The sequence below is a fragment of the Microbacterium sp. ProA8 genome (genome assembly GCF_039905635.1).
Lineage (GTDB): Bacteria > Actinomycetota > Actinomycetes > Actinomycetales > Microbacteriaceae > Microbacterium > Microbacterium chionoecetis.
This window is the reverse complement of record NZ_CP157000.1, coordinates 3933918-3950944: the sequence shown is the minus strand read 5'-3', so window position 1 is coordinate 3950944 and position 17027 is coordinate 3933918. Positions and strand designations below refer to the sequence as shown.

The window sequence follows — 17027 nt, the reverse complement described above, 5'->3', positions numbered from 1 at the left end:
GCACAGGTTGGCCTGTCTAGGGTGTCGGGATGTCTTTCTCCGCACACCGGCCCGGCCGATTCGGCTCTGACGGCCGCATCGAGTTCGAGACGGACGGCGAGCGGACCGAGGATCTGTACCTCGACGACGTGCGGGCCCAGCAGGCCGCCGGCGAGCCGAGCGACGAGCGGGTGGATGCCGACGGCCCCGAGGACCCGTATCCGGTGACGCGCGACCTGCTCGAGGACGCGCTCGCGATGAACCCGACGCAGCCGGTCCAGGTGGTGGCGGCGCGGGAAGCTCCTGCCCCCGCCGCGGCAGAGCAGGCCGAGGTCGCGGAAACGGCGCGGATCGGCGAGTGGGGAGCCGTGGACGAGGCGGCGGCCCCCGCGCCGCTCGAGGCGGAGGAGCCCGCCGCGGAAGAGGCTGCTCCCGCACGCCCGGCTCGCGCGAAGCGCGCCAAGCGTCGCAAGGAGCGCGGCTCGGGCTGGCGGAGGCTCGCCGTTCTGGGCGGCGCCGACGCCTCGGTGCTCGACCAGGTGCCCATCGAGACGCCCCGCTTCGTGCAGATGTTCTTCGTGATCGCCGGCACCGCCCTGATCTCGGCGATCTCGATGTACTTCGCGCTGACCACCGGCGTCCGGATCGTCGCCTGGGGTGCGCTGCCGCTGGCGATCGTCTGGGCGCTCATCATCTTCAACCTCGACCGCTTCCTCACTTCGACCATGCGCTCGACGCACAGCGTCGGCAGGCTCATCGGGCTCGCGATCCCCCGCGTGATCATGGCCGCGGTCATCGGCATCGTCGTGGCCGAGCCGCTCGTGCTGCAGATCTTCCACAACGACATCTCGCGCGAGGTGACGGCGACCAACATCGTGCAGGCGCAGTCGGATCAGGACGCGGTCACCGAGGGCCCCGAGAAGCAGGCGCTGGATGCCGCGAGCGAACGTGTCGCCGCGCTCGAGAGCCAGGCGGCCAGCGGCATCGTCGAGGGAGCCGACACCACGTCGGCGGCGACAGCATCCGCGCAGCAGACCGTGGACGATCTGACGGCGAAGCTCGCCGCCCAGCAGCAGGTGATCGACCAGGCGCGCGCGATCTACCAGTGCGAGCTGACCGGCCAGGGCGCCGGTGAGGTGCCGGGCTGCAGCGGCGTCGCGGGCGAGGGCGCGAGCTCCGGTGCCGCCCAGGCGCAGCTCTCGCAGGCACAGGCCTCGTACGACGACCTCGCCGCGAAGCTGCGCACCGCCGAGGCGGATCTCGCGGCCGCGCAGTCGGCGGGCACCGCCAGCGCCGGCGCCTCGGAGGAGCAGAACAAGCAGCAGGCAGAGGACGAGCTGCCCGCGGCACGGGCCCAGTACGAGGCGGCGCTCCAGGCCTACGACGCGCGGGCGGCGGAGGTCGCCGGCGGGAACGCGGGAGCCGTAGGCCTTCTGAGCCAGATCAGCGGGCTGGAACGCCTGTCGCAGCGCGAGCCCACCCTGGCGTGGGCGCACTGGCTCATCGCCGGACTGTTCTTCATGATCGAGCTGCTCCCGGTGCTCGTGAAGGTGCTGACCAGCTGGGGCAACCCGTCGCTCTACGAGCAGGCCGACGCCCTGCGCCGCCAGGTGGCGCTGGATCGGGTGACCGCGCGCAGCTGGCGGGAGAGGGCTGACATCGCCCAGGGCGGGCCTGCCTGAGCCGAGGCATCCGCTCTCCGCTGTCGTGTCCGGGTGGACGAGGCAGGGCTGTGGCTCGCGATATATCGTGTTAGAGTGACCGACGTCGCGGGAACAGCCGCCCGCGAGCCTCGTTCGCCCTCCGTGAACGGGACTGCCGCGATGTCGGGAGCCCGTGCGAAGGTGGATCGGCACCCATGGACACCGCATCAGGCGGCGTTTCGTCATGGCCTCGTCACGTCCGGGAGAACTCCGTGCTCGCCAAGCTCCTCGTCCGCTATCTCAAAGCATCCGGCTGGTTGCTGCTCGGCGTGCTGGTGTTCCAGTTCGCGTCCGCGCTCGCCATGCTGTTCCTGCCGAACCTCAACGCGGACATCATCAACAACGGTCTCGTCCAGGGCGATACCGAGTACATCCTGAACACCGGCCTGCTGATGCTCGCGGTGTCGCTCGGCCAGATCGTGGCCTCGATCATCGCCACTTGGTTCGCGGCACGCGCCGCCATGCGAGCCGGGCGCGACATGCGCGACGACATCTTCGAGCGGGTCTCGGGCTTCTCGGAGCGCGAGGTCACCGGGTTCGGTGCGGGGTCGCTCATCACCCGCAACACCAACGACGTGCAGCAGGTGCAGATGCTGGCGATGATGTCGGCGACCTTCCTCGTGTCGGCACCGCTGCTCGCGATCGGCGGCATCATCCTCGCCGTCTCGCAGGGCCCGAGCCTCTCGTGGATCATCGCCGTGGCCGTGCCCGTGCTGCTCATCGTCGCGGGGCTCATCATCGGCCGCATGGTGCCGCTCTTCCGTTCCTTCCAGGTCAAACTCGACGGCGTGAACCGGGTGATGCGCGAGCAGCTCACGGGCATCCGGGTCATCCGCGCGTTCGTGCGCGAGCCGATCGAGGAGGAGCGCTTCGCCGAGGCCAACACCGACATCATGGTCGTCGGACGCAAGGTCGGCTCGCTGTTCGTCGTGCTCTTCCCGGCCGTCATGCTGATCCTCAACGTCACCGTCGTCGGGGTGATCTGGTTCGGCGGCATTCAAGTCGATGCCGGCGAGATCCAGATCGGCACGCTCTTCGCCTTCATGCAGTACGTCATGATCATCCTGTCGGGCGTCATGATGGCGAGCTTCATGACCATGATGATCCCCCGCGCCGCCGTGTCGGCCGAACGCATCGGCGAGGTGCTCGACACCCGTTCGACGCTCGCCCGCCCGGCGGACGCGCGTGCGGAGTTCCCCGAGCCCGGTGCCGTCGAGTTCCGAGACGTGACGTTCACGTACCCGGGCGCGGAGCGCCCGATCCTGTCGGCCATCAGCTTCCGCGCCGCGCCCGGCGAGACCGTGGCGGTCGTGGGATCGACGGGCGCCGGCAAGACGACGCTGATATCGCTCATCCCGCGTCTGTTCGACGTGACCGACGGCGCGGTGCTCGTCGGCGGCGTCGACGTGCGGCAGGCCGACCTCGACGCGCTGTGGCGCACGATCGGCCTCGTGCCCCAGCGTCCGTTCCTGTTCTCGGGCACGATCGCCTCCAACCTGCGATTCGGCCGCGAGGAGGCGACCGATGCCGAGCTGTGGCACGCGCTCGAGATCGCACAGGCGAGCGACTTCGTGGCGCAGATGGACGGCGGCCTCGACGCGCGCATCGCCCAGGGCGGCACCAACGTCTCGGGCGGACAGCGACAGCGTCTGGCGATCGCGCGTGCGATCGTGCACAGCCCGCGCGTGCTCGTCTTCGACGACTCGTTCTCGGCGCTCGATCTGACCACCGACGCGAGACTCCGGCAGGCGCTGTGGCGTGAGTTGCCGGACGTCACCAAGATCGTGGTCGCGCAGCGCGTGTCGACGGTCACCGACGCCGACCGGATCGTCGTGCTCGATGACGGCGGCATCGTGGGTCTCGGCACCCACGAGGAGCTGCTCGAGACGAGCCAGACCTATCGCGAGATCGTCGAATCCCAGCTCGGAGCGGAGGTCGCCCGATGAGCGACGACAGCAACACCACCTCCCGCGCGTCCCGCCGCAAGCGCGGCGAAGCCGCCGAAATCGGGGCAGCGGTCGCCGAGTTGAGTCCCGAAGAGAAGCTCGAGCTCGAACTCGCCGAGCAGGCCCGCCTCGCCGCGGACGACTGGAGCGGCGGCGTGGCCCCCGGCAAGGCCGCGAACTTCGGAGTCTCGTTCCGGCGCCTCCTCGGGATGCTCAAGCCGCACGCGTTCCCCCTCGTCTTCGTGACGCTCCTGGGCTCGATCGGCGTCGTGCTGACGGTGGCCGCCCCGAAGGTGCTCGGCGAGGCCACGAACATCCTGTTCGAGGGCGTCGTCTCGGGGATGGCTCCGGCCGGCGCGACCAAGGAGCAGGTCGTTCAAGGCCTCGAAGACGCCGGCCAGCAGGACCTCGCGAACATCGTGTCGGCGATGCAGAACTTCGAGCCCGGCGTGGGCGTCGACTTCATGGCGCTCAGCCGTGTGCTCCTCTTCGTGCTCGCGCTGTACTTCGCGGCCTCGCTGCTGACGTGGATCCAGGGCTACGTCATGAACGTCGTGATGGTCCGCGTGATGTGGCGCATGCGCGAACAGGTCGAGGCGAAGATCCACCGCCTGCCGCTCAGCTACTTCGACCGTGTGCAGCGCGGCGAGCTGATCTCGCGCGTCACGAACGACATCGACAACATCACGCAGATGATGCAGCAGTCTCTGTCCCAGGCGCTCACGAGCGTGCTCACCGTCGTCGGCGTGCTCATCATGATGCTGTCGATCTCTTGGCAGCTGACACTCGTGGTGCTCGTGAGCTTCCCGCTCATGGCCGTGCTGTTCGGTGTCATCGGGCCGCGCTCCCAGAAGGCCTTCGGCATCCAGTGGCGCAAGGTCGGTCGTTTGAACGCCCGCGTCGAGGAGTCCTTCTCGGGTCACGCGCTCGTCAAGGTGTACGGCCGCGAGAAGAGCGCACGCGAGGCGTTCCGCCTCGAGAACGAGGAGCTCTACCAGGCCTCGTTCAAGGCGCAGTTCCTGGCGAACATCATGCAGCCGGCGATGATGTTCATCGGCAACTTGACGTACGTGGGCATCGCGGTCTTCGGGGCGCTCATGGTCGCCGGAGGCCAGCTGCGTCTCGGCGACGTGCAGGCGTTCATCCAGTACTCGCAGCAGTTCACCCAGCCGCTTGCGCAGCTGGGCGGCATGGCCGCGGTCGTGCAGTCCGGCACGGCGTCGGCCGAGCGGGTGTTCGAGCTCCTGGACGTTCCGGAGCAGGAGCCCGACGCCGTGGACGCGCCCGAGCCGGTGGACGGCGACGGCACCATCGAATTCCAGGACGTCGCCTTCTCGTACACGCCCGACCGCCCCCTCATCCACGATCTGTCCTTCCGGGTGGAGCCGGGGCAGACGGTCGCGATCGTCGGCCCGACCGGTGCCGGCAAGACGACCCTCGTGAACCTGCTGATGCGCTTCTACGAGCTCGACGGCGGCCGCATCCTCCTCAACGGGCAGGACATCGCGCAGCTCACGCGGCGCGACATCCGCGCCAAGACGGGCATGGTGCTGCAGGACCCGTGGCTGTTCGCCGGCACGATCCGCGAGAACATCCGCTACGGGCGCGCCGACGCCACCGACGAGGAGATCCTCGCCGCGGCCCGCGCGACGTACGTCGACCGCTTCGTGCATTCGCTGCCGGACGGCTACGAGACGCTCCTCGACGAGGACGCGTCGAACATCTCGGCCGGCGAGAAGCAGCTCATCACGATCGCCCGTGCCTTCGTGGCCCAGCCGTCGGTGCTGATCCTCGACGAGGCGACGAGCTCGGTCGACACCCGCACCGAGCTGCTGCTGCAGCACGCCATGGCGGCGCTCCGCGAAGGCCGGACGTCGTTCGTCATCGCGCACCGCCTGTCGACCATCCGCGACGCCGACCTCATCCTCGTGATGGAGAACGGCGGGATCGTCGAGAAGGGCACGCACGACGACCTCATCGTCGCCCGGGGCGCGTACTTCCGGCTCTACAATTCGCAGTTCCAGCAGGCGGCGACCGATCTCGACGAGGAGGCGCGCGCGCTGGCCGAGGCCGAGCACGGCGAGCCGCTCGCCGAGTCTGCGGGCGACGCCGTCGAGGACGAGTCGGCCCCGGTCGTCTGACCTCCTGACGACGGATGCCGCACCCCGCGCTCGCGCGCCGGGTCGCGGCATCCGTCGTGTTGTCTTTGTGACAGGCGAACGGCGGGATCGCGCCGACGACCCCGTGCGGGCAGGTAGCGTTTTCCCATGGTCAATTACCGGTACCTCGGAAACAGCGGTCTCAAAGTCAGTGAGATTACCTACGGCAACTGGGTCACGCACGGCTCGCAGGTCGACGACTCGGCCGCCATCGCCACCGTCCACGCAGCGCTCGACGCCGGCATCTCGACGTTCGACACGGCCGACGTCTATGCCAACACCCTCGCCGAGGAGGTGCTCGGCAAGGCGCTGAACGGCCAGCGCCGTGAGTCGCTCGAGATCTTCACCAAGGTGTACTGGCCGACCGGTCCCAAGGGGCCGAACGACACCGGCCTGAGCCGCAAGCACATCTTCGAATCCATCAACGCGTCGCTCCGCCGCCTCGGCACCGACTACGTCGACCTCTACCAGGCGCACCGGTACGACTACGAGACGCCGATCGAAGAGACGTTCCAGGCGTTCGCCGACGTCGTGCGGCAGGGCAAGGCGCTCTACATCGGCGTCTCGGAGTGGACGGCCGAGCAGCTGCGCGAGGGGCACACGCTCGCCAAGAGCTACGGCATCCAGCTCATCTCGAACCAGCCGCAGTACTCGGCCCTCTGGCGAGTGATCGAGGGCAAGGTGGTTCCGGCCTCCGAGGAGCTCGGCATCTCGCAGATCGTCTGGTCGCCGATGGCACAGGGCGTCCTCTCGGGCAAGTACCTGCCCGGTCAGCCGCTGCCCGAGGGCTCGCGCGCGACCGACGAGAAGAGCGGCGCGCAGTTCATCCAGCGGTTCCTCCGTGACGAGGTGCTCGAGGCCGTCCAGCGGCTGAAGCCCGTCGCCGAGGAAGCGGGCCTGTCGCTGCCGCAGCTCGCGATCGCCTGGGTGCTGCAGAACAAGAACGTGGCGTCGGCGCTGGTCGGGGCATCCCGTCCCGAGCAGCTCTCCGACACGGTCAAGGCCTCGGGCGTCGTGCTCGACGCCGACACCATGGCCGCGATCGACACGGCCCTCTCGGGCGTCGTCTACGACGACCCCGAGGACACCTACACCGTCTCGCCGAAGACCCGCGTGGTCTGAGGTCTCGGCAGCCCACGACCGTGATCACCAGCGCCGGCATCCTGCTCTATCGGCTCGCGCCCTCCCTCGAAGTGCTCATCGCGCACATGGGCGGGCCGTTCTGGGCGAGCAAGGATGCCGGCGCGTGGTCTGTCCCCAAGGGCGAGTTCGCCGAGGGCGAGGAGAGCGCGCTGGATGCCGCGCGCCGCGAGTTCCGCGAGGAGCTCGGCATCGATCCGCCCGAGCCCCCGTACGCCGAGCTCGGCACGTTCGCGTACTCGTCGGGCAAACGGGTGACGGTGTTCGTCGCCGACGGCAGCGGCTTCTCGCTCGACGGCCTCGCGTTCGGCGAGTTCGAGCTGGAGTGGCCGCCGCGCTCGGGGCGGACGGCGTCGTTCCCCGAGGTCGACCGCGTGGAATGGACTGATACGGATGCCGCACGCGAGCGCCTCGTGAAGGGTCAGCGTCCGGCGATCGATGCGCTGGAGCAGCACCTCGCGGAGGCTGCCTCGTCGGGTCGCTGAGCCGTTCGGGTACGACCGAGTCCGCCGGCGGCTTGTTCGGACGGCACCGTTCCGATCGGCGCGGCAGCGGCGAGCGGCCCTTGCGGGGGCCGTGAGGGCGGCGGAGACTGTCCGGGTCGGATCCGCACGAGAGGAACCCCATGGCTCACGGCGACATCACGCACATCGACATCCCCGTCACCGACCTCGGCAAGGCGGCCGAGTTCTACTCCGGCCTGTTCGGCTGGCAGATCGCCGAGGTGCCCGGCTTCGAGGGCTACCCCATGTGGCAGGCGCCCAACAAGATCTCGGGCGGCGGCCTCGCGCCGCGCGAGGAGGGCTTCACGCAGCCCCGCTCGTACGTCGAGGTCGACTCCATCGACGAGACGGTCGCGGCGGCGAAGAATGCCGGCGCCACGGTGCTGATGGAGAAGGACCAGATCTCTCCCACGAGCTGGTGGGCCGTGATCGCCGACCCCGACGGCAACGCGATCGGCCTCTACGAGGGCACGACGGACGCCTGACGCCCTGCGTCGACCGCCGGCCTTCCCGTCGTTCCTCAGCTGAGGTCCGGCTGGTCGGCTGGCGTCCGGGTTCCGAGCTCGCGTCAGCATCCTGGGCCCGCGTCCGGATCCTGGGCCCGCGTCCGGACTGTGAGCCGTCGTCTGCGCCCTGAATCGGCATCCGCATCCTCAGTTGAGGAGGATTGCCGGAATGAGGGAGCTTCCGAGCGAGTCGACCCGCATCTCGGCTCAGATCCTCAGTTGAGGATGCCCCTACGGAAGGACGGGGCTCAGCGGCCGTTCTTGGGGCGGGTCGAGACGTCGATCGGGTCCTGCGCGCCGAGCGACGACCAGGCGCTCGCCGTGCCCTTCGCCGCGTGCTCCGAGGCTCGCACCGCGCGCTCGTCGGCCCAGGCGTTGAGCACGTGGCCGGAGTGGCCGCGCACGTGCTCGAGCACGACGTCGGGCAGGCCGGCGGCGCGGCGGGCATCGCGGGCGACGATGAGCTGCTCGAGGATGTCGACGTTCTTGGCAGGCGCACCGGTCGAGGTCTTCCAGCCGCGGCGGCGGTGGCCGTCCATCCACTTCGTGTAGGTGTCGATCGCGTACTTCGAGTCGGCCTGCACCACGAGGTTCTCCACGTCGGCGTGGTCCTCGATCGCCTTCAGCAGGCCCATCAGCTCACCGACGTTGTTGGTGCCGAGCGGGATCGCGCCGGCGGCCCAGTGGCCGTCCTCGCCGACCCAGGCCCAGCCGGTCGGTCCCGGGTTGCCCTTACAGGCTCCGTCGGTGGCAACGATGTAGCGGGGCGCGTCGGTCACTCGGGCAAGGCTACCGTGCGCCCGACGAGCGCTCGGCCCGCCATTCCTCCGCGAGGTGCGGCATCCGCTCGGAAAGGTACCTCAGGAAGTCGGCGACGTCACGCGCCCGCGCGACCGAGACGGGTGCGCCGTCGTTGTCGTCGGCGATGCTGTCGATGTGCGCCGCGAGCGCCGCGTACAGCGGGGCGTTGGCCGTGATCATGCCCGACCATGCGTCGTCGGTGAGGTCGTACCGGTCGCGACGGTCTCCGGCTCGCGACAGCCGCTGGATGAGCCGCATCGACACCAGGTACCGCACCGCGCCCGACACCGCGGCTGCCGAGACGCCGAGACGGTCGCCGAGCTCGGCCGCGGTGTAGCCCTCGTCGGGTGAGCCGACGAGGGCCATCATCACGCGCGCGGGCATGCGGGCCATGCCCGCCGTGGTCAGCATCGCCGCAGCCTGCTCGGCTGCGTCGACACCCGGATGCTCGCTGGTCACCTGGCCCCCTCGCTGACTATCCTCCCGCTTCCAGTTCCCGGCGGTGCATCAGAGCGAGCGACGCGGCGGCACCGACGCCCGTGGCGAGCAGGAGCCACCACAGCCCGCGAAGGTCGACCTCGTCGCCCACCATCGTCGGTGTCACGGCGATGGGCGAGAGGTGCACCAGCCAGTCGGGGAACAGGAACAGCGGGCCGAACAGGCCGAGCATCATCCCGAGCAGGACCAGGGTCCAGCCGAGCGGGATGGTCAGCCGCGGGACGAGCACGAAGGCCAGCGCCGTCACGACCAGGAACACGGATGCCCCGGCCACCTGTCCTGCGCCGACCACGACGACCGTGCGCATCAGATCCATGTCGCCGTCCTGCGAGGCGATGCCGATCGCCGCACCTCCGACGGCCGCGGCGACCACGAGCACGATCGCGAGCAGGGCGATGACGAGGTAGTCCGCGAGCCACCGCACCCGGCCGACGGGTGCGGCGAGCAGCGGCTCGGCGGTGCCGTGGGCCTCCTCCTGCCGCGCACGGCACACGACCTGCACGGCGGCACAGGCGGCCAGCACCCCGAGCATGGTGAAGAACGTCGTCACGGTGCCCTGTTCGATGCTGCCCTCGCCCGAGATCTGGCGAAGGATGTTCTCGACGGCGGGGTTGGAGGCGCCGACCTCCTGCACGATCGAGGCGAGCGAGGTCGAGAGCAGGCCGACGATGAGCCCGCCGACGACCCAGCCCAGGACGGCGCCCCGCGTGAGGCGCCAGACCAGGCCGGAGGGGGTCGAGAGGGCGGCCGAGGCATCCGCTCGCGCCTGTCGTTCGGCGATGAAGCTGCCGCCGAGATCGCGCGCCGAGACGAGTGCCGCCGACACCACGATGAGGACGACACCGACCCCGAGCGCCAGCCCGGCCGGCCACCACAGGTTCTCGTCGAAGGCCCGCGTGTTCTCGCCCCATCCGAAGGGCGAGAGCCAGGTGAGCCAGGAGCTCTCCATGCGGGTGAGGTCGTCGCTCGGCGTGCCGATGGCGTTGCCGATCCCCGCGAGCACGAACGTGATGACGAGCGTCCACACGGCCAGCGCGTTGGCGCCGCGCGAAGTGCGCATCAGCTGCGCCGCAAGGAGCCCCACGCCCAGGAAGGTCACGCCGACCGCGGCGACGGCGGCACCCGCGAGAGCCGCGCCCTCGACATCGAGGCCGACCGCGAGGAACGCGCCGGCCGTGAGCGCACCCAGGAGCGCGTTGGCGAGCAGCCCGTGCGTCGCCGTCGCGACGAAGGGCAGCGTGCGGGAGGCGGGGGTGGCCGCGACGAGTTCGGCGCGGCCGGACTCCTCGTCGCCGCGCGTGTGCCGCACCGCGAGGAACGTGCTCATGAACGCGGCGAGCATCGCGAGCCAGGGGAAGATGAGGAAGACCATGAACGCGCCCTGATCGGTGCCTGACGGCAGGCCGCGGAACAGCAGGATCACGGGGTTCGCCAGGGCGGCGGCGAGCAGCGAGGTGCGGTCCTGGTCGGTGCCGTAGGCGTCGGCCACGCCGACGTACGACGCGTAGGCGAGCAGTCCGGTGCCGACCGCCCACAGCAGCACTTGCACCCAGTCGCGGCGGATGCGCTGGCCGAGCAGGGCGAGGAATCGGGTCATCGTCCGTCGCCGTTCATGTCGGCCAGCTCGTCGCCGTAGTGGCGGAGGAACAGCTCCTCGAGCGAGGCGGGGGCGATGCGCAGGCCCGCGGCACCGCGGGCCGCGAGCGCGGGGAGAGCGGTTGCCACGGCGTCGCTGTCGATGGTGAACGCGACGCGGCCCTCCTCGACCACGACGTCGTGGGCGCCGGGGATGCCCGTGGCGGCCGCGGCATCCGTCCCGTGGAACGACACCTCGGTGCGGGTCAGGTGGCGGAGCTCGGCGAGCGTGCCGGCCTCCGCGATGCGGCCGGCGCGGATGATCGAGACGCGGTCGCACAGCTGCTCGACCTCCGACAGGATGTGGCTCGACAGCAGCACGGTCGCGCCGGCCGCGCGCACCCGCGCGATCTCGTGGCGGAACATCACCTCCATGAGGGGGTCGAGGCCGCTCGTCGGCTCGTCGAGGATGTACAGGTCGGCCGGCACGGCGAAGGCGGCGATGAGGGCGACCTTCTGCCTGTTGCCCTTCGAGTACGCGCGGCCCTTCTTGCGCGGGTCGAACTGGAACGCCTCGGACAGTCGCTCCTTCTGGGCCATGTACGCCTTGTCGTGGCGTGCGGCGCCGCGCAGCCGCGCCATGAGGTCGATCGCCTCGCCGCCCGAGAGGTTGGGCCACACGCTGACGTCGCCGGGGACGTAGGCGATGCGACGGTGCAGGGCGACGGCGTCGCGCCACGGATCCTGACCGAAGACGGATGCCTCGCCGCCCGTCTTGCGCGCGAGCCCCAGCAGCACCCGGATCGTGGTGGACTTGCCGGCGCCGTTGGGCCCGAGGAAGCCGTGGATCTGGCCCTCGTCGACGGTGAGGTCGAGCCCGTCGAGGGCGTGGACGCGACCGTAGTGCTTGGTGAGGCCGCTGGTGCGGATGACTGTCGACATGGCGCTGACGCTACGCCGAATTCATGAATTCGTGAATACTCCTCACGCTTTCCTCACGCCCGGCGATGGCGTTGTATACCTTCGCCGCGTGTGAGGGGAGGATCGGTGCGTAACCGCCGGTTTATGTATACACTGGCCGAGATGTGGAACGAGGAGGTGATGCGGATGCGGGCCAGCGACCGCGCCTACGCGACTCTCCTCGATGAGATCCAGTCGGGTGTCCTGCGTCCGGGGGCCGTGCTCGGCGAGGTCGAGCAGGCCGCGCGTCTCGGCGTCAGCCGCACCCCGCTGCGCGAAGCGCTCGGTCGCCTGGCGGCCGACGGACTCGTGGCTCAGCAGTCGCCGCGGGTGACGGTCGTGACCGCGATCGACGCCGACGACATCCGCGAGATCTTCGAAGTGCGCCGGGCGCTCGAAGAGTCCGCTGCACGCCTCGCCGCCGAGCGAGGGGATGCCGTGGCCTTCGCCGATCTTGCCCGCGCTTTCGCCCGCGTCGACCTCGACGGTGCCGGCGCCCCCTCCGGCGCGTCCCCGGCATCCGAGGCTGACGTCGCCGCCGGGTCCGAGCGCCGGGACGGTGTCGACGGCCCGGCAGCTGTCAGCAGCACCGACGCCTACTACGCGCTCATCGAGCGGTTCGACCTGGCGCTCGATGCCGCCGTCGCCAACGACTACCTCACCGCAGCCCTGCGCACCGTGCGCACCCACCTCGTCCGGGTGCGGCGACTCGCGCGCGACAATCCCGCCCGGCTCGCGGCATCCGTCGCCGAGCACCATCTGATCGCCTCCGCGATCGGCGCTCGCGACGCGGATCTCGCTGCGCACGCCACGCACGTGCACCTGCACAACGCGCTCCACAGCATCCTCGAATCCCTCGGCGCTTCGACAGCCTCAGCGACCGGTGCGGCCCCCGCGCCCCGTTCGGTCCCTGAGCCCGTCGAAGGGCCGCACCACTGAAAGGCCTGTCATGACCGTCATCCATCACCTCCGCGTCCACCGCAGCGACGAGAACCTCGCCCGCGAGGGTCAGCTCGCGTGGCACATCGCCGAAGTCGCCGCCGATCCCGTGGAGGTCGACGCCGACGTCGTCGACATGATCGTCAACCGCGTGATCGACAACGCCGCGGTGGCCGCGGCATCCCTCACCCGCGCTCCCGTGAGCGCCGCACGCCAGCAGGCTCTCGACCACGCCGTATCGGTGGGAGGCTCGGGCGCGACCGTGTTCGGCTGCGCGCTCGACCGCAAGACGAGCCCCGAGTGGGCGGCGTGGGCGAACGGCGTCGCTGTGCGCGAGCTCGACTACCACGACACGTTCCTCGCGGCCGAGTACTCGCACCCGGGCGACAACATCCCGCCGATCGTGGCCGTCGCCCAGCACGTCGGCGCCGACGGCGCCGCGCTCGTGCGCGGACTCGCGACGGGCTACGAGATCCAGATCGACCTCGTGCGCGCCATCAGCCTGCACAAGCACAAGATCGACCACGTCGCGCACCTCGGCCCGTCGGCCGCCGCCGGCATCGGCACGCTGCTCGGCCTCGACGTCGAGACGATCTACCAGGCCGTCGGCCAGGCGCTGCACACCACCACGGCGACCCGCCAGTCCCGCAAGGGCGAGATCTCGACGTGGAAGGCGCACGCGCCCGCCTTCGCCGGAAAGATGGCGGTCGAAGCCGTCGACCGCGCGATGCGCGGCGAGACGTCACCGTCGCCGATTTACGAAGGCGAAGACGGCGTGATCGCGTGGCTGCTCGACGGACCGGATGCCTCCTACGAGGTGCCGCTGCCGGGGGAGGGCGAGCCCAAGCGCGGCATCCTCGACTCGTACACGAAGGAGCACTCGGCCGAGTACCAGGCGCAGGCCTGGATCGACCTGGCCCGCAAGCTCCACGGCGAGAACCCCGAGCTTCTGGATCCCGCCCACGTCGAGGCGATCGTGCTGCACACCTCGCACCACACGCACTACGTCATCGGCTCGGGCGCCAACGACCCGCAGAAGTACGACCCGCACGCGTCGCGCGAGACGCTCGACCACTCGATCCCGTACATCTTCGCGGTCGCGCTGCAGGACGGCGGCTGGCACCACGTCGACTCCTACGCGCCTGAGCGCGCGGGCCGCGCCGACACGGTCGAGCTGTGGCACAAGATCACGACCGCCGAAGACCCGGAGTGGACGCGCCGCTACCACTCGGAGGATCCGAACGAGAAGGCGTTCGGCGGCCGCGTCGAGATCCGCCTCACGAACGGCGAGACCATCATCGACGAGATCGCCGTCGCCGATGCGCACCCGCTGGGAGCGCGGCCGTTCGCCCGCGAGGACTACGTGCGCAAGTTCCGCCTGCTGGCAGAGCCCGTGCTCACGGCCGACGAGATCGAGCGCTTCCTCGACCTCGCCCAGCGCCTGCCCGAGCTCACCTCCGAAGAGGTGCAGCAGCTCACGATCGTCGCCGACTTCGGCGTGCTCGCCGCTGCCCCCGCCCCGAAGGGCCTGTTCTGATGCGCGCTTCGACTCGCTTCGAGCGAGGAACGCGGTCGTTGAGCGAGGGAGCGCCAGCGACCGAGACGAAACGCTCCGAGCCGACGAGGAACGTCTGATGCTGTACTCCACTGTCCCGGCGCACGAGAAGCGCCGCGCGTTTCGCGAAAGGCTCGCGACTGGCGAGCTGCTGCGCTTCCCGGGCGCGTTCAACCCGCTCAGCGCCCGGCTCATCGAGCGCAAGGGGTTCGAGGGCGTCTACATCTCGGGCGCGGTGCTCAGCGCCGATCTCGGCCTGCCCGACATCGGCCTCACGACGCTCACCGAGGTCGCCGGCCGAGGCCAGCAGATCGCGCGCATGACCGACCTGCCGGCGATCATCGACGCCGACACCGGGTTCGGCGAGCCCATGAACGTCGCCCGGACGATCCAGACCCTCGAAGACGCGGGCATCGCCGGCACGCACATCGAGGACCAGATCAACCCGAAGCGCTGCGGCCATCTCGACGGCAAGGCCGTCGTCGACGAGGACACCGCGATCAAGCGCATCCGCGCCGCGGCCGACGCCCGGCGCGACCCGAACTTCCTCATCATGGCGCGCACCGACATCCGCGCCGTCGAGGGGATGGATGCCGCCATCGATCGTGCGAAGGCCCTCGTGGACGCCGGGGCCGACGCGATCTTCCCCGAGGCGATGCGGACGCTCGAGGAGTTCGCCGCGATCCGTGCCGCCGTGGACGTGCCGATCCTCGCCAACATGACGGAGTTCGGCAAGTCCGACCTCTTCTCGGCGGACCAGCTGCGCGATGTCGGCGTGAACATCGTCATCTGGCCGGTGTCGCTCCTGCGCATCGCGATGGGCGCGGCATCCCGTGCACTCGATACGCTCGTCGAAGACGGACACCTCACCGCGAAGCTGGGTGAGATGCAGCACCGGGCCGACCTCTACGACCTCATCGATTACGAGCAGTACAACCACTTCGACCAGGACGTCTTCAACTTCCAGATCGAGCGCTGATCATGTCCCGAACGCCGCGTCGCATGTCCCGATATCGGTCGCTCCCGCACCCGCGGAACGACCGATTCCGGGACATGCCGCACTCCGAAGGAGAGCAGTCATCATGACCGAACCCGACATCAAGAAGGGGCTCGCCGGAGTCGTCGTCGACTACACGGCGGTCTCGAAGGTGAACCCCGAGACGAACTCGCTGCTGTACCGCGGGTATCCGGTGCAGGAGCTCGCGGCGACGCAGTCGTTCGAGGCCGTCGCCTACCTGCTGTGGCACGGCGACCTGCCGACCGAGGTGCAGCTGGCGCAGCTGCGTGCGACCGAGCGGGCCTACCGCCCGCTGCCGGCCGACGTTCGCGCCGCGATCGACCTCGTGCCGATCGACGCGCACCCCATGGACGAGGTGCGCACGGCGGTGAGCCTCATCGGCGCCCGCGACCTCGCCGGCACCGGCTCGGTGCTCGAGGTGAGCGGCAGCGCGGAGGAGAACCTGGCCCGCAGCGTCCGGCTGTTCGCCGTGCTTCCCGCGATCGTCGCCTACGGTCAGCGCCGCCGTCGCGGTCAGCAGCCGATCGCGCCGCGCGATGACCTCGACTACGCGGCGAACTTCCTGTGGATGACCTTCGGCGAGGAGTCCGACGAGGTCGTCGTCGACGCGTTCAACCGCTCGATGATCCTGTACGCCGAGCACTCGTTCAACGCCTCGACGTTCACAGGCCGCGTCATCGCCTCGACGCTCAGCGACCTCTACTCCGCAGTGGTGGGTGCCATCGGCGCGCTCAAGGGGCCGCTGCACGGCGGCGCGAACGAGGCCGTGCTCCACATCTTCGACGAGATCGGCACCGCCGAGAACGTCGGACCGTGGCTCGATGAGGCGCTCGCCGAGAAGCGCAAGATCATGGGCTTCGGCCACCGCGTCTACAAGCGCGGCGACTCACGGGTGCCGACGATGAAGGCCGCGCTCGACACCCTCGTCGAGCACTACGACCGGCCGGATGTCGCGGCGCTCTACGACACCCTCGAGTCCGAGTTCGTCTCGCGCAAGGGGATCTACCCGAACCTCGACTACCCGTCGGGACCGGCCTACAGCCTCATGGGCTTCGACACGCTGACCTTCACGCCGCTGTTCGTGGCCGCCCGGGTCACCGGGTGGACCGCGCACATCATGGAGCAGCTGGCCTCGAACGCGCTCATCCGCCCGCTGTCGGCGTACAACGGCCCGGACGAGCGCCACATCGAGGGCTACGTTCCGGATGCCGCGACCCTCGCGGCCGCCGACCGCGACGAGGAATCGGCGGACTGACCCGATGGCCCTCTGGCACGGTGCGGATGCCGTCGATCTGGGCGCGATGGCGGCGGGAACGCTCATCGAGAACCTCGGCATCGAGATCGTCGAGATCCGCGACGACGCCCTGGTGGGACGGATGCCGGTCGACCACCGCACGGTGCAGCCCGCGGGTGTGCTGCACGGCGGCGCCTCCGTCGCGCTCGCCGAGACCCTGGCGTCGTGGGCGGGCTACCTCGCCGTGGACCGCGAGCGGTTCCACGTCGTCGGGCAGGAGATCAACGCCAACCACATCCGCCCGATCTCGTCGGGCTGGGTGACGGCGACCGTGACGCCGGTCAACATCGGCCGGCGCGTGCACGTGTGGGAGATCCGCATCGTCGACGCCGCCGGCAAGCTCGTGTGCATCTCGCGCTGCACCCTCGCCGTCATCGAGCAGCGCAGCACGTACGCGACGCCGGATACGCGCGGCTGATCACGGATGCCGCGGCCCGCGGCATCCGCACCG

Annotated in this window: 15 protein-coding genes; 11 read left to right on the top strand and 4 right to left on the bottom strand. The window is 70.0% G+C overall.

Going from position 1 to position 17027, the window contains the following annotated elements; genetic code table 11:
- The first annotated feature begins 29 nt into the window (after positions 1 to 29).
- The 6 genes from ABG085_RS17630 (at position 30) to ABG085_RS17605 (ending at position 7915) form a co-directional block, all read left to right on the top strand.
- Complete coding sequence (locus ABG085_RS17630) at positions 30 to 1661, top strand: DUF4407 domain-containing protein (RefSeq protein ID WP_347977044.1); 1632 nt, start codon at positions 30 to 32, stop codon at positions 1659 to 1661.
- 233 nt (positions 1662 to 1894) lie between these two features.
- Positions 1895 to 3628: an ABC transporter ATP-binding protein gene (locus ABG085_RS17625; protein ID WP_347977043.1), complete on the top strand. Its 1734-nt coding sequence runs from the start codon at positions 1895 to 1897 to the stop codon at positions 3626 to 3628.
- The gene (locus tag ABG085_RS17620) at positions 3625 to 5769 is read left to right on the top strand and encodes an ABC transporter ATP-binding protein (RefSeq protein WP_347977042.1); all 2145 of its coding nucleotides are present in this window, start codon (positions 3625 to 3627) and stop codon (positions 5767 to 5769) included. Before ABG085_RS17625 ends, ABG085_RS17620 begins: the two co-directional genes overlap by 4 nt.
- A gap of 126 nt (positions 5770 to 5895) precedes the next feature.
- Positions 5896 to 6909, top strand: coding sequence for an aldo/keto reductase family protein (locus ABG085_RS17615; RefSeq protein ID WP_347977041.1), 1014 nt, complete (start codon positions 5896 to 5898; stop codon positions 6907 to 6909).
- 20 nt (positions 6910 to 6929) lie between these two features.
- Complete coding sequence (locus ABG085_RS17610; RefSeq protein ID WP_347977040.1) at positions 6930 to 7412, top strand: NUDIX domain-containing protein; 483 nt, start codon at positions 6930 to 6932, stop codon at positions 7410 to 7412.
- 140 nt (positions 7413 to 7552) lie between these two features.
- Entirely contained in the window at positions 7553 to 7915 is a 363-nt protein-coding gene (locus ABG085_RS17605; protein ID WP_347977039.1) for a VOC family protein, read from the top strand.
- A gap of 269 nt (positions 7916 to 8184) precedes the next feature.
- On the opposite strand, the gene ABG085_RS17600 is transcribed toward ABG085_RS17605, so the two are convergent.
- The 4 genes from ABG085_RS17600 to ABG085_RS17585 are packed head-to-tail and all read right to left on the bottom strand — an operon-like array spanning position 8185 to position 11752.
- Positions 8185 to 8715, bottom strand: coding sequence for a ribonuclease H (locus ABG085_RS17600; protein WP_347977038.1), 531 nt, complete (start codon positions 8713 to 8715; stop codon positions 8185 to 8187).
- A gap of 10 nt (positions 8716 to 8725) precedes the next feature.
- Complete coding sequence (locus ABG085_RS17595) at positions 8726 to 9196, bottom strand: helix-turn-helix domain-containing protein (protein WP_347977037.1); 471 nt, start codon at positions 9194 to 9196, stop codon at positions 8726 to 8728.
- A gap of 16 nt (positions 9197 to 9212) precedes the next feature.
- Positions 9213 to 10832, bottom strand: coding sequence for a polyketide antibiotic transporter (locus tag ABG085_RS17590; RefSeq protein WP_347977036.1), 1620 nt, complete (start codon positions 10830 to 10832; stop codon positions 9213 to 9215).
- Entirely contained in the window at positions 10829 to 11752 is a 924-nt protein-coding gene (locus tag ABG085_RS17585; protein ID WP_347977035.1) for an ABC transporter ATP-binding protein, read from the bottom strand. Before ABG085_RS17585 ends, ABG085_RS17590 begins: the two co-directional genes overlap by 4 nt.
- Before the next feature lie 165 nt (positions 11753 to 11917).
- On the opposite strand from ABG085_RS17585, the gene ABG085_RS17580 reads away from it, so the two are divergent.
- The 5 genes from ABG085_RS17580 to ABG085_RS17560 all read left to right on the top strand — a co-directional run bounded on the left by ABG085_RS17580 (position 11918) and on the right by ABG085_RS17560 (position 16994).
- Complete coding sequence (locus ABG085_RS17580) at positions 11918 to 12709, top strand: GntR family transcriptional regulator (RefSeq protein ID WP_347979236.1); 792 nt, start codon at positions 11918 to 11920, stop codon at positions 12707 to 12709.
- A 10-nt stretch (positions 12710 to 12719) separates the two neighbouring features.
- Complete coding sequence (locus ABG085_RS17575) at positions 12720 to 14246, top strand: MmgE/PrpD family protein (protein WP_347977034.1); 1527 nt, start codon at positions 12720 to 12722, stop codon at positions 14244 to 14246.
- A gap of 97 nt (positions 14247 to 14343) precedes the next feature.
- The gene (gene prpB / locus ABG085_RS17570; protein ID WP_347977033.1) at positions 14344 to 15243 is read left to right on the top strand and encodes a methylisocitrate lyase; all 900 of its coding nucleotides are present in this window, start codon (positions 14344 to 14346) and stop codon (positions 15241 to 15243) included.
- 103 nt (positions 15244 to 15346) lie between these two features.
- Complete coding sequence (locus ABG085_RS17565; RefSeq protein ID WP_347977032.1) at positions 15347 to 16537, top strand: bifunctional 2-methylcitrate synthase/citrate synthase; 1191 nt, start codon at positions 15347 to 15349, stop codon at positions 16535 to 16537.
- A 4-nt stretch (positions 16538 to 16541) separates the two neighbouring features.
- On the top strand, positions 16542 to 16994 hold the full coding sequence (locus ABG085_RS17560; protein WP_347977031.1) for a hotdog fold thioesterase: 453 nt from the start codon (positions 16542 to 16544) through the stop codon (positions 16992 to 16994).
- Positions 16995 to 17027: the final 33 nt, after the last annotated feature.